The following is a 16,879-nucleotide window of genomic DNA, read 5'->3' as shown; positions in this document are numbered from 1 at the left end:
GTCTCCGTCATTGCAGTGAGACGCCGACGAGGGCGCCAACCCCATAGGTGATCGCCGCTGCGGCGTAACCGATCAGCAACTGCCGTAACGCCGAGAACATCACCCCACGACCGGTAAACAGTGATGTCCCGATGCCGATGAGGATCAGGGCGCCACCGCTTGACGCAAGCGCGGCGACCATCGCGGCGGTACCGGTGAGGAAAAAGAACGGTGCCACCGGAAAGATTGCGCCGAGCGCAAACAGAAAGAACGACGAGGCCCCGGCAACCCAGGCGGAGCCGCCAAGTTCCTTGGGATCGATACCGAGCTCTTCCCGCGCCAAGGTGTCGACCGCGGCTCCGTCATCAGCGAGCAACCGATCGGCCACGGATTTCGCCTCCTCTTCGGTGAGCCCTTTCGCCTGATAGATCAACACTAGCTCCTGCCGTTCCTGTTCCGGGAACTGCGCGAGCTCGGAGCGTTCCATCGCGATCTGCCGCTGGGCCAACTCGCGGGCGCTGTTGACCGACAGCCACTCGCCCATTGCCATCGAACAGGCACCGGCGATCAAGCCAGCAAGCCCGGCGAGCAGGATGGTCTGTTCCGCCGCCGAGGCGCCGGCAACGCCCATCACCAGACTGGTGTTTGAGACAAGCCCGTCATTGGCGCCGAGCACGGCCGCACGGAGCGCGTTCCCCGCCCCCGCGCGGTGTCGACCCTCGAGTTTGGCGATTTCCGATCCGGCCAACCCACCGGTTCCAGCCATCGCGGCGCCGATTACCCGCGCATGAGACTGCTCGTCGGTCGGGAGGCCCGCCGCGATCGCCTCGGGCTGATCCTTGTAGACTGCTTGATCGCGCGCCTCCGACACAGCGACGGCAGGCAGCATCGTCGCCGCGCTGAAGCGTCGGGCCAGCCAGGCTAGCACCTGGGCGCGGAACCCCGGCCGCAAGCTGGCATAGTCGGCGCCGGCGGAATGGAGTTGCCGCTGCCAGAACTCAGCGTGGGTCTGCTCGACTGCGGCAAGTCGGCGATACACCTCGGCGATTTTCGGATTGGCCTCGGCTTCCGCCAGCGCGCTGTAGAGGGCGATACTATCGACCTCGCCCTGCAGGTTGGCCCGGTAGCGGGCAACGTCGTCCGCGCTTGCTTTCACCGATCTCCTCCCTGCCGTGCCCGTAACAGCTCCTGTCCGTCGCTAGTCATCACCGCAGCACGCGCTGCAGAAACGCACCACCCAGCTCAAGGCCTTTGGCATCGATCCCATGCTCCAGATCGGGCGAGACATGCCATTCGACTTGGAAGTCGGCCGCGCCGAGCGCGGGTACCGTCGCGTGCATGGCAAGGACCGGGATCAGTGGATCGGCTTCGCCGTGAACCAGCAGAACCGGCGGGCGTTCCGGCGCGGTTTCCAGCCGCTCGGGACCGGCGAGCAGCCCGGAATAGCCGACGATACCGGCTGGCGGCGGCGAGCGGCGCGGGCCGACCTCCAGCGCCATCATCGTTCCCTGGCTGAAGCCGACCAGTGCCAGCCTTGTATCGTCGAGCCCATGGCGAGCCAGCTCCGCATCGAGGAAGTCATTCAGCACCGGCGCGGCCGACTGGACGCCTTGGTCGATCAGGTGGAGATCGATAACCGACAGCGGAAACCACTGCCGACCGATTGGGTTTTCCGGGCAGGGCTCCGGTGCGTTCGGTGAGACGAACGCGGTGTCAGGGAATTGCGGCGCCCAGAATCGACCGATGTCGATCAGGTCGTTGCCGTCCGCGCCATAACCGTGGAGCAGTACCACCAGCGACTTGGCCGGCCCACCGTTGGCCGGTGGAATGCGAGGTCCGTCGAGCATTACACCGGTACCGCCGCCCGTTGTCTCATCACGCGATAGTAAGCCCAGAACAGGCGCGCGGCGACCCCGCGCCAAGGCGACCACATCTCCGCCATCACATGCAGATCGTCGATCGGGATTGGATCGTCGTGACCGAAGGCGTCAGCCACCGCATTGCGAAGCGCGATATCTCCGGCCGGGAAGATATCAGCGTGACCGAGACAGAACAGCAGGTAGATGTCGGCGGTCCAGGGTCCGATGCCCCTGATTTCGGTGAGTGTTGCATGAGCCTCGTCGCCCGGAAGCTCGGCCAACCGGTTGAAGTCGAAGCCTTGCACCGCCGTCTCGGCGATCGCCTGAAGCGTCCGGATCTTCGCCGCGGACAAACCAGCGCCACGCAGATGCGCTTCCGACGTGGCTAGCACTGCCGTCGCGTCGCAATTGGGCAAAAGCGACTGCACTCGTCCCCAAATGGCGGCCGCACTGGCGACTGACAATTGCTGGGCAACTACGATGCGCGCCAGCCCTTCAAAGCCGGCGGCGGTGCGACGCAGTGGAACCGGACCGGCGGTATCGATCACTTCCTTCAGCCGTCGATCGCGACGGGCGAGAAACGCAAGCCCCTCCGCCACATCGGCATCGGTGGTGATTGTTCGCATCGTTGCCGGCCTTTGTCGCGCACGCCGCCCGCTGCTAAAGCACTGGTCGCCACCGTTCAAGCCGCGCCCCCGATCATGCAACCCATTTTCCGCTTCGCGCCGAGCCCCAATGGCGAATTGCATCTCGGCCATGCCTTCTCGGCGCTGGCCAGCTATGCGCTTTGCCGGCAGATGGGCGGGCGTTTTCTCCTGCGGATCGAGGACATCGATATCGGCCGCACTCGTCCCGAATTCGAGGCAGCGATCTTCCGCGACCTGGCTTGGCTCGGGCTGACCTGGGAGGAGCCGGTGCGACGCCAATCCGAGAACATGACCGCCTACCGGGCCGCACTCGATCGTCTGGCGGGAGAAAGGCTGATCTACCCGGCTTTCATGACCCGTGGCGAGATTGCGGCCGCAACCTCGACCCCCGACTGGCCTCGTGATCCTGATGGCGCACCCGTCTACCCCCCGCACGACCGGCTACTGTCAACCGAAGACGTGAGCCGGCGCGTGGCAGCCGGTGAGCCCCATACCCTGCGTCTCATCAGCGATGATGCGATCGCCCAGGCGGGCATCTTGTCGTGGCACGAGGAAGGCCGTGGACCGGAGGGCGAGTCCGGAACCGTCACTGGCCATCCGGAAGCCTGGGGTGATTTCGTCGTCGCCCGCAAGGATATACCGACCAGCTACCATCTGGCGGTCGTCGTCGACGATGCCGATCAGAGCATCACTCATGTCGTGCGCGGTCAGGACTTGTTTCACGCAACGTCGGCGCATGTGCTGCTTCAGCGGCTTCTCGGACTTCCGACGCCGGTCTACCACCATCATCGGTTGATCACCGATGCAGTCGGTCGCAAGCTGTCCAAATCCGATCGCGACACCAGCCTCCGAGCATTGCGCGAGAACGGTGCGACGCCTGCGGATGTCCGCGCGATGGTCGGCCTTCAACAAGATGTCCGCGCCGACTAGATCGCGGCAACGATTCCCAGCCAAACCGTCGCCGTAATGACTGCAAGACCAGTCGACAGGGTGATGGCGTTCGACGCTAGCGCTTCTCCGGTACGGAAGCGGGCAGCGATGAGATAGGCGTTGATCCCCGTCGGGCACGCTGCGGCGATGACGGCGACCTTCGCCCATACCGGCGGCATGGGCACCACATAGACTGCGAGGAGAAGCACCAGACCGGGCATCACAAAAAGTTTGAGCATGCTTAATACCAGACCGGCCGGCACATTCCGCCGAATGCCGTATCGGCGCAGCGCCATACCAAGCGAGAACAATGCCAGCGGCGGCGCCACGTCGGCGATTTCGTCGATAAGCGTTGCGCCAAGCCCCGAATACGGCAAGCCGATGAGGCCCCAAACCACACCAAGGGCGAGTCCGATGATGATCGGGTTCTTGATCAGGTTGCGGACCATCGCCCCACCGAGTTCGGTGGGGCTCGTCGACGCACCGGCTACGCCATCGCGACGCTCGGCCCGGCCAATCAGGATCGTGCTCGCCGTCATCGCAACCGGCATGTGTATGGCGATGATCAACGCGATAGCGACCGCACCCTCGCTGCCATACGCCGCAGTCGCAAGCGGAATGCCTACGAGCACGGTGTTGCCATAGGCGGCAGAGACCCCGGCAACGAGTCCAGCTCTGGCGTCGCGAGCGAAAAACCGACGAATGGCCTGATCGCCCAGCACCCACATCACCGCGAACACCGAAAAGAAGGGGAGCCAGATGCGCCAAGGCGCCTCGGCGAACTCGGCGGTCGCCAACGTTCGGAAGATGAACACCGGGATCGCGATGACGAAGACGAAGTCGACGATCGCCTCGCCCGTCGCCCGGCCGAGCAGCCCGGACCATCCGACCACATAGCCAATAGCGATCAGCCCGAACACGGGAAGGACGATGTCGACGAGATGGGTCATCGGGACGGGATAGTGCAGAACTCTAGGCGAGAGCCATGGACCTTGCCGGAAACTGGCCTTTGAGGCGAGGAAAAAGGCGAATCCCGGTGCCGGCCTTACCGACCGCTGGCCGCCGATCGTCCTAGCCGCGCGAAGGCTTGGATACTAGACTGACGGCGCAACGGCCGACGTGCGATCAACCGACCGCCAGAATCATCGGAGACTGCCGTGGCTGGATTGCCGCGTTTTCGGATTCACGATCCCGATTTCATCAATCTTCGCAAATCCCTTCGGGCGGCAATCATTGCTCCTGTGATTTTTGTCGTAGCCGATTTCGGATTCGACCAAACGCTGGTTGGTGTCTTCGGCTTCCTCTCGGCATTCTGTGCATTGGTCTTTGCCGACGTCGGCGGCCCGATACGTGCCCGCGGCATCGCTCTGTTGATCATGCTGGTCTTCACCAATCTGTCCGTCATCGCGGGCTCACTCCTCGTCGACACGACCATTGTCGCAGGTCTGGTCATGGCGGCTATTACTTTCACGGTCATCTTCGCGGGTGTCGTCAGCGTCTACGCAGCATCGTTTGTTGCACCGGTCGCGCTCGCCTTTGCGTTTGCCGTATTTGTACCGCTGGAGACGATCGGATTGCTCGATCGGGTGATCGGCTGGGGCATCGGCGGATTCACTGCCGCCGTCGCCGTTGTTGTCCTCTGGCCGGTCGACAGCCGCGCAGACATTCGCGAGGCACTGGCTGCTGCCGCGGCCAACCTTGCCGATGCGCTGGCCAAGCGGAACGGCGAGGGCGCCGCGGCAGCGATGAAGCGCGCGGCAGCCGCGTTAGCGAGCGCGCAAGCCAAGGCGTCGGCACCATTACGCCCGGCCCGCATCGCCGCACACGACATCGGTTTGCTTAACCTTCTCGATGGGCTCGACGGTGCCTTCAAGCTGACGGAGGATGTGCTTTCGGCTCGTTTGTCGCCGGAAGACTCCGATCTGGTCACCCAGGTTGTCGACGCCCTTCGGCGGACTGAGACAGCCCTTACTGGGCGAACCGCACCCCAGAGTGTTGTCGGGGCGATCGGCGACCTCGACCGAAGCCTGACCGCCAGACGGAAGGTCGCCGCCGAGGCAGCCACGCGACTGGCCGTCGACCGTGAAGCGGACCTCGTCGCCGAATTCTCGGCGGTGTTCCCGTTGCTCGCCCTTTGTCATGTTACCCTTTGGATCGAGGCCGACGCGGCGGAGGCTTTGGGGGTAGGTAACCGGGTCCACCCTGTCGCCTCGGCTCCGGAACTCTCCGGCGAAATGGGTGATGCCTCGAACGCGTTCCTGAGACTGCGGGGGACGGTCCGTACCTATCTCGATCCAAGCGGCGTCGTGTTCCGCAACAGCCTGCGGGGCGCCGCGGCTATGGGGCTGGGCGTCGTCGTGGCGAAATTCGCGCCCCTCGATCACGGGTTCTGGATCGTTCTCGGGGTTCTATCGGTTCTGCGCTCGAGCGCCGCTTCAACTTCGGCGACCGCTCTCTGGGCAATCGCCGGCACAACCGTCGGCTTCGTGCTCTCTGCAGCGCTTCTGCTGAGCACCGCCGGCGACACCTCGCTGCTGTGGTGGGTCATGCCGGGTTTGGTCTTCCTGGCCGGCTACGCGCCGGGCGCGATTGGCTTTTCGATCGGACAGGCCGCGTTTACCGTCATGGTGGTTTGCCTGTTCGATATCATCGATCCAAAGGGAGTGAGCACCGCGCTGGTGCGACTCGAGGCTGTATCGATCGGCGCGATAAGTGCGGCGATCGTGGCGCTCATCCTCTGGCCACGGGGTGCGCGCGCCGCGCTGGCACGATCCGCCGCGGCTGTCTACCGTACGGCAGCAGACGGGCTGCGAATCGTTCTCACGGCGAAACCCGCCGAGCGAAAGGCTGCGGCGGAGCGGTTGGAGGCCGCCATCGAGGAGTCGACAGCGGCGTTCTCGGCAGCCCTCGGCGAGCGGGGCGAGCGTATCGATACCCAAGCGTGGACCGCGCTCGGCCGAGCGCCTGGATTGGTCCACTCGTTCCTTGGCGGGTTGGTCCCCGCCTATCCCGCCACCCCACCACCGGGATGCACCGCGGCAGCCGATGCGAACAGCAGCGATACCGAAGCCATGGCGGACCGGATGGCAGCAATCGCCGATCGTCTCGAATCGCCTGATGCGAAGGCCCTTAGCAAGCCACCCCCTGCCCCCCATAGCCACCCCAGCGGCCTCAACGATTGCCTATGCACCACTGCCCGATCCGATCGAGCGGATGTCGGGGAGGCTTTAGCGATCATGGCTTGGAGCGAATGGCTCACGCGACTCGATCAAGCCATCCAAGCAGGCGATGCGGCCCAGGCCAGCGTCGCCGGCGCCGCCTCGCGAACCCGCTGGCTGAGCTGGTCGCTACATCCCACGCGACGCCATACGGCGATGGCCGATACGCGCCAGTGAGGCGTTGAGCTCGGCGCCGAAAATCATAATCAATGCAACTAGATACATGAAAACCAAGGCGGTAAAGACGCTGGCAAGGCCGGCATAGTATGTTGCGTAGTGGGCGAAGCGCTGCAGATAGAAGCCAAATCCCCACGCGGCCACGGACCATAGGACGACGGTGACCGCGATCCCCGGCCAAAGCCGCCTGAGTGGGGGGCGTCCGGCTGGAAGCCACACGTGGGCGCTGACAAGCACGAAGATCACCATCACGCCGGTCACGCCAAAACGGGCATAGTCGAAGATCGTCTGATAGGGCGCGAGATTGGGGAAGTGCTCCGCCGCCCAGTTGAACAGTGTCGGTCCGAGCACGCCCACGAAAGCCAGCGTCAGACTGGCGATCGCACCGAGGATGACAAAGCCGACGCTTTGCAAGCGCAGGTGGATGAACGACCGGGTGTCCGGAACCCGGTAAGCCCGGTTGAGCGCGGTTCGGACCGCCTCCACGCCGTTGGAAGCAAGATAAATCATGATCAGAACCGAGACGGTGAGCAAACCAGTACTCTGATTGGTGAGCACCTGGCGCACGTCGTTGGCGATCGGTTCGGCCACATCATCAGGCCAGGTTTCGAAGAGCAGCGCGGCGACCTGATCCGCCAGCCCCGCCTCGCCAATGAAGCCGGCGAGCGCACCCACAAAAATCAGGAACGGGAAGACTGACATCAGCGCTGTCAGCGAAACATGGCTCGCCAGCGCAAAACCATCATCATTGCTGAGATGATCGACGGCATCGACGAGGACGGTCCAATAGCGCCTCATTCCGTAGCTCTGAACCTGTTCCATTTCCGGAGTGCTTCGATCCCGTTTCGCCTGCGGGAGGTTAACTGTTAGCTATTGCGCGACAATTGACCAAATCGCGAAGGCCAGATCCTTGACCGACAACCGGCGCACAGTCCTTATCACCGGCTGCTCATCCGGCATCGGCTATCGGACCGCCCATGATCTCGCCGCTCGTGGCTGGCAGGTCTTCGCCAGTGCCCGCAAAGCCGATGATGTCGCTCGACTTGCTACCGAAGGGCTGACCGGTGTGGTTCTCGACTACGCAAACGAAGCGTCAATGACGGCGGCGGTCGACACGGTACTCACGGCGACCGGCGGACGTCTCGACGCGTTGTTCAACAATGGCGGCTTCGCCCAAGCTGGTGCTCTGGAGGACCTCGATACTGAGCTCCTTCGTAACCAGTTCGAGGTTAACCTGTTCGGCTGGCATGCCCTCACCCGGCAAGTCATTCCGACCATGCGCGGCCAAGGACATGGCCGCATCCTGTTCTGCTCGTCGATCCTAGGCCTCGTGCCCGCTCGCTTTCGGGGCGCCTATGTCGCCTCCAAATATGCAGTCGAAGGCTACGCCGACACCCTGCGGAACGAACTCCATGAAGCCGGAATTCAGGTCGTGCTGATCGAGCCGGGACCGATCGCCAGCAATTTCCGTGCGACCGCGATCGCCAACATCCACGAGACCGTTCCCATCGACGATTCCGTTCACAGCGACGCCTATCGCCGCGATCTGTCGGGACGAAAGGACGGCCACACCAGCGATCCGTTCCGGCGCGGTCCGGAAGCGGTGGCCGCCAAGGTGATCCATGCATTGGAAAGTCGAACCCCCCGGGCACGCTATCCCGTCACCATTCCGGCCCATCTTGGCAGCTTTCTGCGGCGCGCGCTCCCGACGCGCACACTTGACCGGATCGTCCGGCGAACACGCAAGAGACCCGACACAGAAACCCAATAACCAACGGCAACCAATTGCCCACGGCTGGCGAATGCCGATTGGCCGCAGGGCACCTGCCGCGGACGGCCTTTAGGGTTCCAGTTCGGTATCCCAGTAGAGATAGTCGAGCCAGGAATCGTGAAGGTAGTTCGGCGGGAAGCGTCGCCCATTGTTGTGAAGATCGGACACCGTCGGTCGGTATGGGGTCTGCGCGGGCCACATCCGAGCGTCGTTTGGATGCTTGCCGCCTTTCTTCAGGTTACACGGCGAACAGGCGGTGACCACATTTTCCCAGGTCGTCTGCCCGCCGCGCGAGCGTGGGATCAGATGATCAAACGTCAGATCCTCGCGAACCCCGCAATACTGACACTGGAAACGATCGCGCAAGAAAACATTAAACCGGGTAAACGCCGGGTGGCGCGCCGGCTTAACAAAGCTCTTCAGCGAAACCACAGACGGCAGCTTCATCGAGAACGACGGGCTGCGCACCGCGATCTCGTACTCCGACACGATATTCACGCGGTCAAGGAACACCGCCTTGATGGCGTCCTGCCAAGACCAAAGCGAAAGCGGATAGTAGCTAAGCGGCCGGTAGTCCGCATTGAGAACCAGCGCCGGATTCGACCCTGGCGATACGTGGATGGTCACGTTCACTCCCGAATCACTGAGCGCATTGAAGGGCATAGCCCCGAAGCGCGGCGCATACTCTACAGGGTGTGTGACACGGGTGTGAAGGGGGCTATGGTTCTGAGCCTCTCAAATGCCATTCATAGCCAGCCGTTCAAAGGCGGTCGGCCGCTGGACCCCTGCTTGCAGTCGATCTCGGATTGCTGCGGCGCATTCAGCCGGGCTCGTCATCGACGTGTCGACCTCGATGTCGTAAATCCCGGGATTGTGAACCGCTTCGCTGTAGCGACGAACCGGCGCGGGGATCTCTTCAGTCGAATCGGCGGATTCGTAGGTCCGTCCGGGCTGGCCGGCGCGCAGCCGTTCCATGATCGTCTCGACCGGGCAACGAACACCGACGAACAACACGGGCAGCCCGTCGAGTCGCCGTGCGCAGTCTTCGAGAATGCCCTTCGGATTCGAGTGGCCGTCATGGTGACCGAACTCGGCAACCACATTGAGGCCCACGCGGCTATGAGCGGCGATGGAGTCGTAGAGCGCACCGTAGAGAACGGGAACCAGTGGCTCCAGATCCGGACGCTCACCGCCTGGCCGCAACCCAATCCCAGGGCGATAGCGTTTGGGCGTCATCGCCAAAACGCTGACGTCGACGCCAAGATTGATCCAAACCCCGTCGAAAGAGTCTTGGATGGCGGTCACGATCGACGACTTGCCGGCGCGCGGTGCTCCATTGAGGATGACGACCTGACCTAGATCGCTCATGTAACGTAGTCCCTCGCCGGTAGATTGCAGGTTTGACTCGAATCAAACCCGGGTAACCAAGCCTGCTGCCATAATAACGGCTATCCACATTCCTCGCCGTCGGCCCTCGCAGTCGATCAACTCGCCTCGTCGGCGGGCCCATGGGCGTGGTCAAACCTCGGGAGTTCGTCATGCGCGTTCTGATCTGTTACGGAACCACGGAGGGGCAGACACGAAAGATCGCTGAGTTCGTCGCGGACATCGTTCGCGAAAAGGGGCACGAGGCGGCGCTGTTCGACGCGAGCGACGTCAGCGCACTTGAGCCGTCGCGTTGCCAGGCCGCGATTCTGGCCGGCTCGGTCCACATGGGTCGGTATCAGGGTGCGCTCGTCCACCATATCCGAGATTGGCACGAACGGCTGAACGGCATGCCGTCAGCCTTCATTTCTGTGTCCCTGGCGGCGGCCGGAGATGATCCTCACGGACGAGCGGAAATCGACGAGACGGCCCAGAAGATGCTTCGCGATTCGGGCTGGCTTCCGAAAGCAACACTCCACGCCGCTGGAGCGCTGCGATTCACGCAGTACGATTTCTTCAAGCGCTGGATCATGCGCGCCATCGCCCGGCAACATCAATCCGACGTCGATGTCCATTCGGACACCGAGTACACCGACTGGGATGACGTTCGGGTGTTCGTCGAGGATTTCCTGGCCAAGTTGCCGACCGAAGGCGACGATGAAAAGAAAGCCGGCTAAATTTCTTCATTTTGCTGATGGTCGTTGGCAAGCGTGGCCCTCAGCCGCCGCATGAGTTCCCGCTTGTCTGGTTCATTGGCGATCCGATCGAGCCGTTCGGCCAGCGCGAACGAAAACGCCAGGTAGTCGTCGGCCCAATCGCGGACCATTTGGTCGGCTGGAACACGTTTGGGCTGGGCCTTCCGGAGCGGCGCCTGGCCGGCCTCCAGCAGGAAGGAGTCGTCAAGCGCCGGTTGATGAATGCGCGCGCCGTCGATTCCCTGCTCGACCATCAGCTCACTCAGCGCCGCACGCGCTTCGTTTTCGCCGTGAGTGAGGAAGAAACCGCCGCGCACCGGCTGGCGATCGCGGATCCAGGCCAGCAGCTCGCCCTGATCAGCGTGGGCCGAGTAGTTTCCAAGTCGCCGGATCGTGGCCGCGACCTTAATGTCGCGACCATGAATCCGAACCTCCTCGGCGCCGTTGAGGATGATGCTGCCTAAGGTACCGGGTGCTTGGTAGCCGACGAATAACACGGTGCCTTTTCGCTGCCAGAGGTTGTTGCGCAGATGATGGCGGATGCGGCCGGCGTCGCACATGCCGCTCGCCGAAATGATGATGGCGCCGCCGCTGATCCGATTGATCGCCTTGCTGTCCTCGACGCTTTCGGTGATGCGGAAATTCGGATGACGAAACAGTTCGGCTTCATCGAGCGCGACATCTTCCAAAGCACCGGCGTGGCGGATGAACACCCTGGTAACCCGGCTCGCAAGCGGGGAATCGAGGAAAACCGGGGTGTTTTTGGGTATTCGTCCTTCGGCGAGCAAAACACCGATGTCGTGTAGCAGTTCCTGGCTGCGCTCAACCGCGAAGCTCGGGATCACCAGATTGCCACCGCGAGACAGCGCTTCGCCGATTTCCCGTTCCAGAGCGGCTCTCCGACCCTCGACGGTCACGTCATCGCGATCGCGATCGCCGTAGGTACTTTCGCACACCACATAGTCGAACCCCTCTGGGGCGTCCGGCGCGAGATGGAAGACCTTCTCATCGGGACCGAGATCGCCGGAGAAGAGCAGCCGTAACGGTCGGGGACCGCCATTGTCGATGGCGAGTTCGATGGAAACCGCGCCGAGGATGTGGCCGGCGTTCCAGAACCGCGCCTTGACCCCCGGCCCCGGTTCGAGCCAAGTCTCCATCGGATGTGGTGCTCCGTTTTCGAGGCTCGCCTCCGCGTCCGCTTGAGTATAGATCGGTGTGACCGTCGGTTTGCCCTGCCGCTTCAGCGTTCGGTTTTTGCGCTCGACTTCGCTTTCCTGGATCTTGCCGCTGTCGGGCAGCATGAAGGTGAGGAGGTCCAAGGTCGGCGTGGTCGCGTGGATCGGCCCGGTGAAACCAAGCCGCGTCAGCTTCGGCACAAGGCCAACGTGATCGATGTGGGCATGGGTGAGGAGCAAATAATCGATAGTAGCCGGATCGAACGGAAACGGCGCGTAGTTCAATTCGCGAATCGTGCGATTCCCCTGAAACAGGCCGCAGTCGATCAGGAACCGGCCCTTGTCATGATCGATCAGGTAACACGAGCCGGTGACGGTCCCCGCGCCGCCGCGAAATGTAATCCTTACCGCCATAACGTTCCCATCGCCGCCCTCCAAGTAGGGCATGCTGGCATGATCCCGGACGCGAGCGCCACTGCCTCACGCGACAAACCGTTCGGAAGACGCTATGCGGTACTCACCGCGATTCGCCACGCCCATTCCGAGGAAACCGTCATGGAATACCGCCTGCTCGGCCGCTCCGGCCTGAAAGTATCGACTATCGCCATGGGCACCATGACCTTTGGCCGCGGCAAAGACGCGATCGGCTCCGTCGGCCTCAAGGAAGCGCGGCGGCAAATCGATCTCTGTTTCGACCATGGCGTCAACCTCATCGACACCGCGAATGTCTACTCGGCCGGGCGATCGGAGGAGATCACCGGCGCGGCTCTCAAAGGCAAACGGGCCGACGTTATCCTGGCTACAAAAGTGCGGTTCGGCATGGGAGGCGGCCCTAACGACCGCGGCTTGTCGCGGCATCACATCATCAACGAGTGCCAGGCGAGCCTGAAGCGTTTGCAGACCGACTGGATCGATCTCTATCAGGTACATCAATGGGACGGACAAACACCGATCGAGGAGATCATGGCGGCCCTCGATTACCTCGTCTCGGCCGGACACGTGCGCTACATCGGCTGTTCCAACTGGTCCGGCTGGCACATCATGAAGGGTCTTGCCGCGGCCGATCGCACAGGCGGCGCCCGATTTGTTAGCCAGCAGATCCACTACACAGTCGAAGCCCGCGAGGCCGAATACGAACTGGTACCCATCTCATTGGCCGAGGGGCTGGGCATTTTGGTCTGGAGCCCGCTGGCCGGCGGCTTGCTCACCGGCAAGTTCCGCCGCGGCAAGAAGCGACCGAGCGGTACCCGACATGCCAAGCAATGGGCTGAACCGCCGATCCGCGACGTCGAGCGCCTCTACGACATCATCGAGGTCATCGTTGAGATCGCCAAGGCCAGGAAGGTGTCGGGAGCTCAGGTCGCGCTGGCTTGGGCGCTCGGCCGGCCGGGCGTCACGTCAGCGATCGTCGGCGGCCGCAATATGGAGCAATTCGAGGACAGCCTAGGCGCTGCCGATCTGATCCTCACCGAAGACGAGCGCCAACGGCTCGATGACGTGAGCAAGCTACCGCTGATCTACCCCTACTGGCATCAGGCCAACACAGCGAGCGATCGCCTGTCGGCTGCCGACAGGGCACTACTCTCGCCGTATCTGTAGGATTCTCAGGCTTCGCTGCGCGCCGGGACTGTTGACGGCTCTGCGAGCCGCCGAAAGGCACCCCAGAATGCCACGGCTACCAGCACCAGCGACGCGACGACATTCCAGCCAGCGAAGGAAAGGCCCAGAAACCGCCAAGTTGCGTCGGTACACGAGACGATACGGATCGAGTCGAGCTGCCCGAGCAGATCGTTGACGTCGCCGACCGGCCCGGCACCACCAGCGCCACAATCGGCCGGCCCCGGCCACCAGGCCCATTCGGCGCCCGCGTGATAGACGCCGAGATAGACATTGAAGACGAAGATCAGGCCAGCAACCATCATCAGCATCCGCACGGCGGTCGGCTTCGCGCCAGCTACCGCGGCCAGCAGCGCCGCCAACGCGATCGGCAGGCCGATATAGTATGGCACCCGTTGCTGCAGACAGAGTTCGCACGGGATGAACCCGCCAATCAGCTGAAACCCCCAAGCGGTGGCAAGAGCCGATCCTCCAACGACGAGAACGATCGCCGGTGCCAGCATCTCACGACGGTGGGTGGCATCCATTTTCTGTGACCTCAGAGGGTTTGGCTGGGCGCGAATAGCAACACCACGAAAGCGGTAAAAACAAGCCCCCGGATCGTTCAGCTGAAAGCCCAGTCGACCAGAAAATAGATCAGCGCCGGTCCACCCACTATGAGAAGCAGGACCCAGACGAGGCCAATAATCAGGCCGCCAACCACAAACAGGCCATCGCGCTCGATTAGCCCGACGGCAACGAGCGAAACGCCGAAACCGGGCACCGTGTTGGTCAAGGGCAGCGGCACGAGAATCGACAGGCTAGGCACGATCATCAACGCCCCGATCAGACGCGTTCCCCGATCCCCCGTCATTCGCGTCAGACGCGGATGGGCGAGCCGTTCGACAAAACCACCACCGTATCGTCGCGTCCGGTCCACAACATCAAGCAGGCTTGCCACCGGGAGCCTGCGCTTGCGCAGCGCCTCGGGCAGCCAGGGCGCCCGGCGACCCGCGGCCATCTGCCACGCCAGAACCACCATCGGCAGGGAAACCAGCTGCGGAAGCACATAGACGAATGGCAGACAACACGGCAGCGCAAGGATTAGGATCAAGAGGCCAAATGCGCGCTCCTCCATCGCGTCGCTCAGATCCCCGAGGGTTATCTCGGCCGACGAATCAGCGCCGCTCTGCGCTTTGAGAACGTGCTCGATCTTGGTGAGCGCTCCGCGCGGGCTATATCCACCGGCGCTCTCCGCCTCGTTCATCGTTGCCACGTTCGGTCACCGTTCCTTGCTGAGAAAGCACTCATAGCAGAGCCGTGATGGGGCCGTAACGAGGCAACTATGCGAACGGAAGAGCCCTGACGAGAATCGGCAGTCAGCCGCCTTGACGGCTTCTGACCGCCCCCCTAAACGGATGTCCCGACCTGAACGGTCGGCCCCTGTGGCGGAATTGGTAGACGCGGCAGACTCAAAATCTGTTGCCCGCGAGGGCGTGCTGGTTCGAGCCCGGCCAGGGGCACCATTTTTGTTCGCACATCGCCGCCGGCCAACCCGATGTGCGTGGCGGGGTTCGAGATTTCTCCTCTCACCCACACCACTGCCAAGGCGTGTTCTTCCGCGGAACGCGCGCAGAGGGCGACAAGCCGTCAAGCCTTCAGCCGGCGGGTGATGTCGTCGAGTTGCTCGAGCGTTTTGTAGCGAATTCGGACCTCGCCGCCGCCGCGCTTGTGCTGGATTGCGACGCCAAGACCAAGGACGTCGGAAAGCGATTTCTCAAGGGCCAGTGTGTCCGCATCCTTTACAGTCGGCGCCTTCGCAGCCAGTTTTGATTTCGGTTGTTGATCGCCGGCCAAGGCTTCCGCTTCCCGTACGCTCATGCCGGCCGCGATAATCCGCTCCGCCATCGCTTCCGGGTTCTCAGCGAGCACCAGAGTTCGCGCGTGGCCGGCCGAGAGCTTGCCACTGCGGACCAGCGCCTGGACCGTCTCGGGAAGTTTGAGCAGGCGTAGTGTATTGGCAATATGGGCGCGGCTTTTACCGATCACATCGGCTAGCTGACCCTGACTGTAGCCATGCTCTTCAAGAAGCTGGCTATAGCCGACGGCCTCCTCGAGCGGGTTGAGATCGGCCCGCTGAACGTTCTCGATGATCGCCAGTTCGAGGGCTTCTGAGTCTGAGACCTCATGGATCGCAACCGGGACATCGTGCAGGCCCACCTTTTGCGCTGCCCGCCAACGCCGCTCGCCGGCGATGATCTCATAGGCATTGGGAATCCCCGGTAAGGGCCGCACCAGGATCGGCTGAACGACCCCGCGTTCTTTCACCGAAGCAGCCAAATCGCTGAGTTCTTCGGTGTCAAAGTCCTTGCGCGGATTGCGCGGATTGGCGCGGAGAAACCCGACCGGAAGGGTTTTGGGCGGCCCAGCGGGGCGCGATTCGACAGCGGGTTCCGTGCCAGCGTCGCCGATGAGCGCCGCCAGACCACGTCCAAGCCGCCGTCGGGACGTTTCTTCGGCCATTGGTCCATCTCCTCGTTGAAACTTATGGTTAACAGGGCGTTAAGGCTGCCTCGTCGTTACGCAGCCCGAAGCCTTCTTTCGCGTTGGATGATTTCGGCCGCCAGCCGCAGATAGGCTTGGCTGCCTGTACTTTTGAAATCGTAGAGAAGTACCGGTTTGCCGTGAGACGGCGCTTCGGAAACCCTGACATTGCGGGGAATGACCGTGTTGTAGACGGCAGCGCCCATATTGGCACGCACATCGGCTACAACCTGGTTCGACAAGGTATTGCGACTGTCGAACATGGTCAGGACGATGCCATGGATCGTCAGTTCTGGATTGAGTGACCGCTTCACCTGCTCGACAGTCTGCAGAAGCTGGCTGAGACCTTCGAGGGCGAAGAATTCGCATTGCAGGGGGACGAGCACCGAGTGCGCCGCGGTCATCCCGTTGATGGTGAGCAGATTGAGCGACGGCGGACAGTCGACAAGCACGTAAGAATAGTTACGGACCCGGCTCGAATCTCGTTCCGCCAACGAAGCAAGTGCCGCGCGAAGTCGATGGGTCCGATCGGGACTATCAGCGATCTCCAGCTCGACTCCCAGCAGATCGAGGGTCGAAGGGGCGACCGAAACTCTGGGAACGGCGGTCTCCATGGCGACCTCTTCAAGCGATGCTTCGCCGAGGAGGAGATCATATGTAGAACGCCGACGACTCTGCCGGTCGATGCCGAGCCCCGTGGACGCATTACCCTGCGGATCGAGGTCGACGATCAGCACGTGCTCCCCGATCGCCGCGAGGGCGGTCCCGAGGTTGATTGCGGTGGTGGTCTTACCCACGCCGCCCTTCTGATTGGCAAGCGCCAGAACACGGGGGACCGGAGGCAGGCTCATTGCCTTGTCGTC

The 16,879-nt window shown here is 62.8% G+C and carries 17 protein-coding genes and 1 tRNA gene; 6 read left to right on the top strand and 12 right to left on the bottom strand.

Going from position 1 to position 16,879, the window contains the following annotated elements; translation table 11 throughout:
• Positions 1 to 7: 7 nt before the first annotated feature.
• The 3 genes from ACO076_RS04965 to ACO076_RS04955 are packed head-to-tail and all read right to left on the bottom strand — an operon-like array spanning position 8 to position 2,464.
• Complete coding sequence (locus ACO076_RS04965) at positions 8 to 1,135, bottom strand: VIT1/CCC1 transporter family protein (protein WP_421725617.1); 1,128 nt, start codon at positions 1,133 to 1,135, stop codon at positions 8 to 10.
• Between the two features lie 49 nt (positions 1,136 to 1,184).
• Complete coding sequence (locus tag ACO076_RS04960; RefSeq protein ID WP_421725616.1) at positions 1,185 to 1,826, bottom strand: alpha/beta hydrolase; 642 nt, start codon at positions 1,824 to 1,826, stop codon at positions 1,185 to 1,187.
• Positions 1,826 to 2,464, bottom strand: coding sequence for a DNA-3-methyladenine glycosylase family protein (locus ACO076_RS04955; protein ID WP_421725615.1), 639 nt, complete (start codon positions 2,462 to 2,464; stop codon positions 1,826 to 1,828). The genes ACO076_RS04960 and ACO076_RS04955 overlap by 1 nt, the downstream gene beginning before the upstream one ends.
• Before the next feature lie 75 nt (positions 2,465 to 2,539).
• Between ACO076_RS04955 and gluQRS the strand changes: the two genes are divergently transcribed.
• Positions 2,540 to 3,415, top strand: coding sequence for a tRNA glutamyl-Q(34) synthetase GluQRS (gene gluQRS / locus ACO076_RS04950; protein ID WP_421725614.1), 876 nt, complete (start codon positions 2,540 to 2,542; stop codon positions 3,413 to 3,415).
• Here the strand turns inward: gluQRS and ACO076_RS04945 are convergent.
• Positions 3,412 to 4,365, bottom strand: coding sequence for an AEC family transporter (locus tag ACO076_RS04945; RefSeq protein ID WP_421725613.1), 954 nt, complete (start codon positions 4,363 to 4,365; stop codon positions 3,412 to 3,414). The two genes, gluQRS and ACO076_RS04945, sit on opposite strands and share 4 nt — an antisense overlap.
• A 207-nt stretch (positions 4,366 to 4,572) precedes the next feature.
• Between ACO076_RS04945 and ACO076_RS04940 the strand changes: the two genes are divergently transcribed.
• Complete coding sequence (locus tag ACO076_RS04940) at positions 4,573 to 6,810, top strand: FUSC family protein (protein WP_421725612.1); 2,238 nt, start codon at positions 4,573 to 4,575, stop codon at positions 6,808 to 6,810.
• Here ACO076_RS04940 and ACO076_RS04935 read toward each other — a convergent pair.
• Positions 6,763 to 7,608: a YihY/virulence factor BrkB family protein gene (locus tag ACO076_RS04935; RefSeq protein ID WP_421725611.1), complete on the bottom strand. Its 846-nt coding sequence runs from the start codon at positions 7,606 to 7,608 to the stop codon at positions 6,763 to 6,765. The two genes, ACO076_RS04940 and ACO076_RS04935, sit on opposite strands and share 48 nt — an antisense overlap.
• 112 nt (positions 7,609 to 7,720) lie before the next feature.
• Here ACO076_RS04935 and ACO076_RS04930 point away from each other — a divergent pair, with 112 nt between their 5' ends.
• The gene (locus tag ACO076_RS04930) at positions 7,721 to 8,581 is read left to right on the top strand and encodes an SDR family NAD(P)-dependent oxidoreductase (protein ID WP_421725610.1); all 861 of its coding nucleotides are present in this window, start codon (positions 7,721 to 7,723) and stop codon (positions 8,579 to 8,581) included.
• Positions 8,582 to 8,650: 69 nt separating this feature from the next.
• On the opposite strand, the gene ACO076_RS04925 is transcribed toward ACO076_RS04930, so the two are convergent.
• Both ACO076_RS04925 and ACO076_RS04920 read right to left on the bottom strand, forming a co-directional pair.
• Positions 8,651 to 9,208 carry an HNH endonuclease gene (locus ACO076_RS04925; RefSeq protein ID WP_421726676.1) on the bottom strand — a complete coding sequence of 186 codons (558 nt, stop codon included), beginning with the start codon at positions 9,206 to 9,208 and terminating at the stop codon, positions 8,651 to 8,653.
• A 108-nt stretch (positions 9,209 to 9,316) separates the two neighbouring features.
• Positions 9,317 to 9,949 carry a chloramphenicol phosphotransferase CPT family protein gene (locus tag ACO076_RS04920; protein WP_421725609.1) on the bottom strand — a complete coding sequence of 211 codons (633 nt, stop codon included), beginning with the start codon at positions 9,947 to 9,949 and terminating at the stop codon, positions 9,317 to 9,319.
• 170 nt (positions 9,950 to 10,119) lie between these two features.
• On the opposite strand from ACO076_RS04920, the gene ACO076_RS04915 reads away from it, so the two are divergent.
• Positions 10,120 to 10,683 (top strand): flavodoxin domain-containing protein, encoded by a 564-nt coding sequence (locus ACO076_RS04915; RefSeq protein WP_421725608.1) that lies wholly within the window; start codon positions 10,120 to 10,122, stop codon positions 10,681 to 10,683.
• Here the strand turns inward: ACO076_RS04915 and ACO076_RS04910 are convergent.
• Positions 10,680 to 12,323, bottom strand: a complete 1,644-nt coding sequence (locus ACO076_RS04910) for an MBL fold metallo-hydrolase (RefSeq protein WP_421725607.1) — start codon at positions 12,321 to 12,323, stop codon at positions 10,680 to 10,682. The genes ACO076_RS04915 and ACO076_RS04910 overlap by 4 nt on opposite strands.
• 108 nt (positions 12,324 to 12,431) lie before the next feature.
• On the opposite strand from ACO076_RS04910, the gene ACO076_RS04905 reads away from it, so the two are divergent.
• Positions 12,432 to 13,475: an aldo/keto reductase gene (locus tag ACO076_RS04905; RefSeq protein ID WP_421726675.1), complete on the top strand. Its 1,044-nt coding sequence runs from the start codon at positions 12,432 to 12,434 to the stop codon at positions 13,473 to 13,475.
• A 5-nt stretch (positions 13,476 to 13,480) separates the two neighbouring features.
• Here ACO076_RS04905 and ACO076_RS04900 read toward each other — a convergent pair whose 3' ends face one another.
• Both ACO076_RS04900 and ACO076_RS04895 read right to left on the bottom strand, forming a co-directional pair.
• Complete coding sequence (locus tag ACO076_RS04900; RefSeq protein ID WP_421725606.1) at positions 13,481 to 14,020, bottom strand: disulfide bond formation protein B; 540 nt, start codon at positions 14,018 to 14,020, stop codon at positions 13,481 to 13,483.
• Between the two features lie 77 nt (positions 14,021 to 14,097).
• Positions 14,098 to 14,739, bottom strand: coding sequence for an exopolysaccharide biosynthesis protein (locus ACO076_RS04895; RefSeq protein ID WP_421726674.1), 642 nt, complete (start codon positions 14,737 to 14,739; stop codon positions 14,098 to 14,100).
• A 172-nt stretch (positions 14,740 to 14,911) separates the two neighbouring features.
• Between ACO076_RS04895 and ACO076_RS04890 the strand changes: the two genes are divergently transcribed.
• A tRNA-Leu gene (locus ACO076_RS04890) sits at positions 14,912 to 14,998 on the top strand.
• Positions 14,999 to 15,122: 124 nt separating this feature from the next.
• Here ACO076_RS04890 and ACO076_RS04885 read toward each other — a convergent pair.
• Positions 15,123 to 15,995, bottom strand: coding sequence for a ParB/RepB/Spo0J family partition protein (locus ACO076_RS04885; RefSeq protein ID WP_421725605.1), 873 nt, complete (start codon positions 15,993 to 15,995; stop codon positions 15,123 to 15,125).
• A 56-nt stretch (positions 15,996 to 16,051) separates the two neighbouring features.
• Entirely contained in the window at positions 16,052 to 16,867 is an 816-nt protein-coding gene (locus tag ACO076_RS04880) for a ParA family protein (protein WP_421725604.1), read from the bottom strand.
• Positions 16,868 to 16,879: the final 12 nt, after the last annotated feature.

Origin of the sequence: Bauldia sp., from assembly GCF_965232525.1 — a bacterium.
Taxonomy (GTDB): domain Bacteria; phylum Pseudomonadota; class Alphaproteobacteria; order Rhizobiales; family Kaistiaceae; genus Bauldia.
The sequence above is the reverse complement of the archived record's forward strand: the minus strand, read 5'-3'. Positions and strand labels throughout refer to the sequence as shown.

Excerpts from the sequence above, each read along its gene's own strand:
- ACO076_RS04915 (WP_421725608.1), top strand. The coding sequence starts at position 10,120 with ATGCGCGTTCTGATCTGTTACGGAACCACGGAGGGGCAGACACGAAAG.
- ACO076_RS04895 (WP_421726674.1), bottom strand. The coding sequence starts at position 14,739 with ATGAACGAGGCGGAGAGCGCCGGTGGATATAGCCCGCGCGGAGCGCTC.
- ACO076_RS04920 (WP_421725609.1), bottom strand. The coding sequence starts at position 9,949 with ATGAGCGATCTAGGTCAGGTCGTCATCCTCAATGGAGCACCGCGCGCC.
- ACO076_RS04885 (WP_421725605.1), bottom strand. The coding sequence starts at position 15,995 with ATGGCCGAAGAAACGTCCCGACGGCGGCTTGGACGTGGTCTGGCGGCG.
- ACO076_RS04905 (WP_421726675.1), top strand. The coding sequence starts at position 12,432 with ATGGAATACCGCCTGCTCGGCCGCTCCGGCCTGAAAGTATCGACTATC.
- ACO076_RS04960 (WP_421725616.1), bottom strand. The coding sequence starts at position 1,826 with ATGCTCGACGGACCTCGCATTCCACCGGCCAACGGTGGGCCGGCCAAG.
- gluQRS (WP_421725614.1), top strand. The coding sequence starts at position 2,540 with ATGCAACCCATTTTCCGCTTCGCGCCGAGCCCCAATGGCGAATTGCAT.
- ACO076_RS04910 (WP_421725607.1), bottom strand. The coding sequence starts at position 12,323 with ATGCCCTACTTGGAGGGCGGCGATGGGAACGTTATGGCGGTAAGGATT.
- ACO076_RS04955 (WP_421725615.1), bottom strand. The coding sequence starts at position 2,464 with ATGCGAACAATCACCACCGATGCCGATGTGGCGGAGGGGCTTGCGTTT.
- ACO076_RS04945 (WP_421725613.1), bottom strand. The coding sequence starts at position 4,365 with ATGACCCATCTCGTCGACATCGTCCTTCCCGTGTTCGGGCTGATCGCT.
- ACO076_RS04900 (WP_421725606.1), bottom strand. The coding sequence starts at position 14,020 with ATGGATGCCACCCACCGTCGTGAGATGCTGGCACCGGCGATCGTTCTC.
- ACO076_RS04935 (WP_421725611.1), bottom strand. The coding sequence starts at position 7,608 with ATGAGGCGCTATTGGACCGTCCTCGTCGATGCCGTCGATCATCTCAGC.
- ACO076_RS04880 (WP_421725604.1), bottom strand. The coding sequence starts at position 16,867 with ATGAGCCTGCCTCCGGTCCCCCGTGTTCTGGCGCTTGCCAATCAGAAG.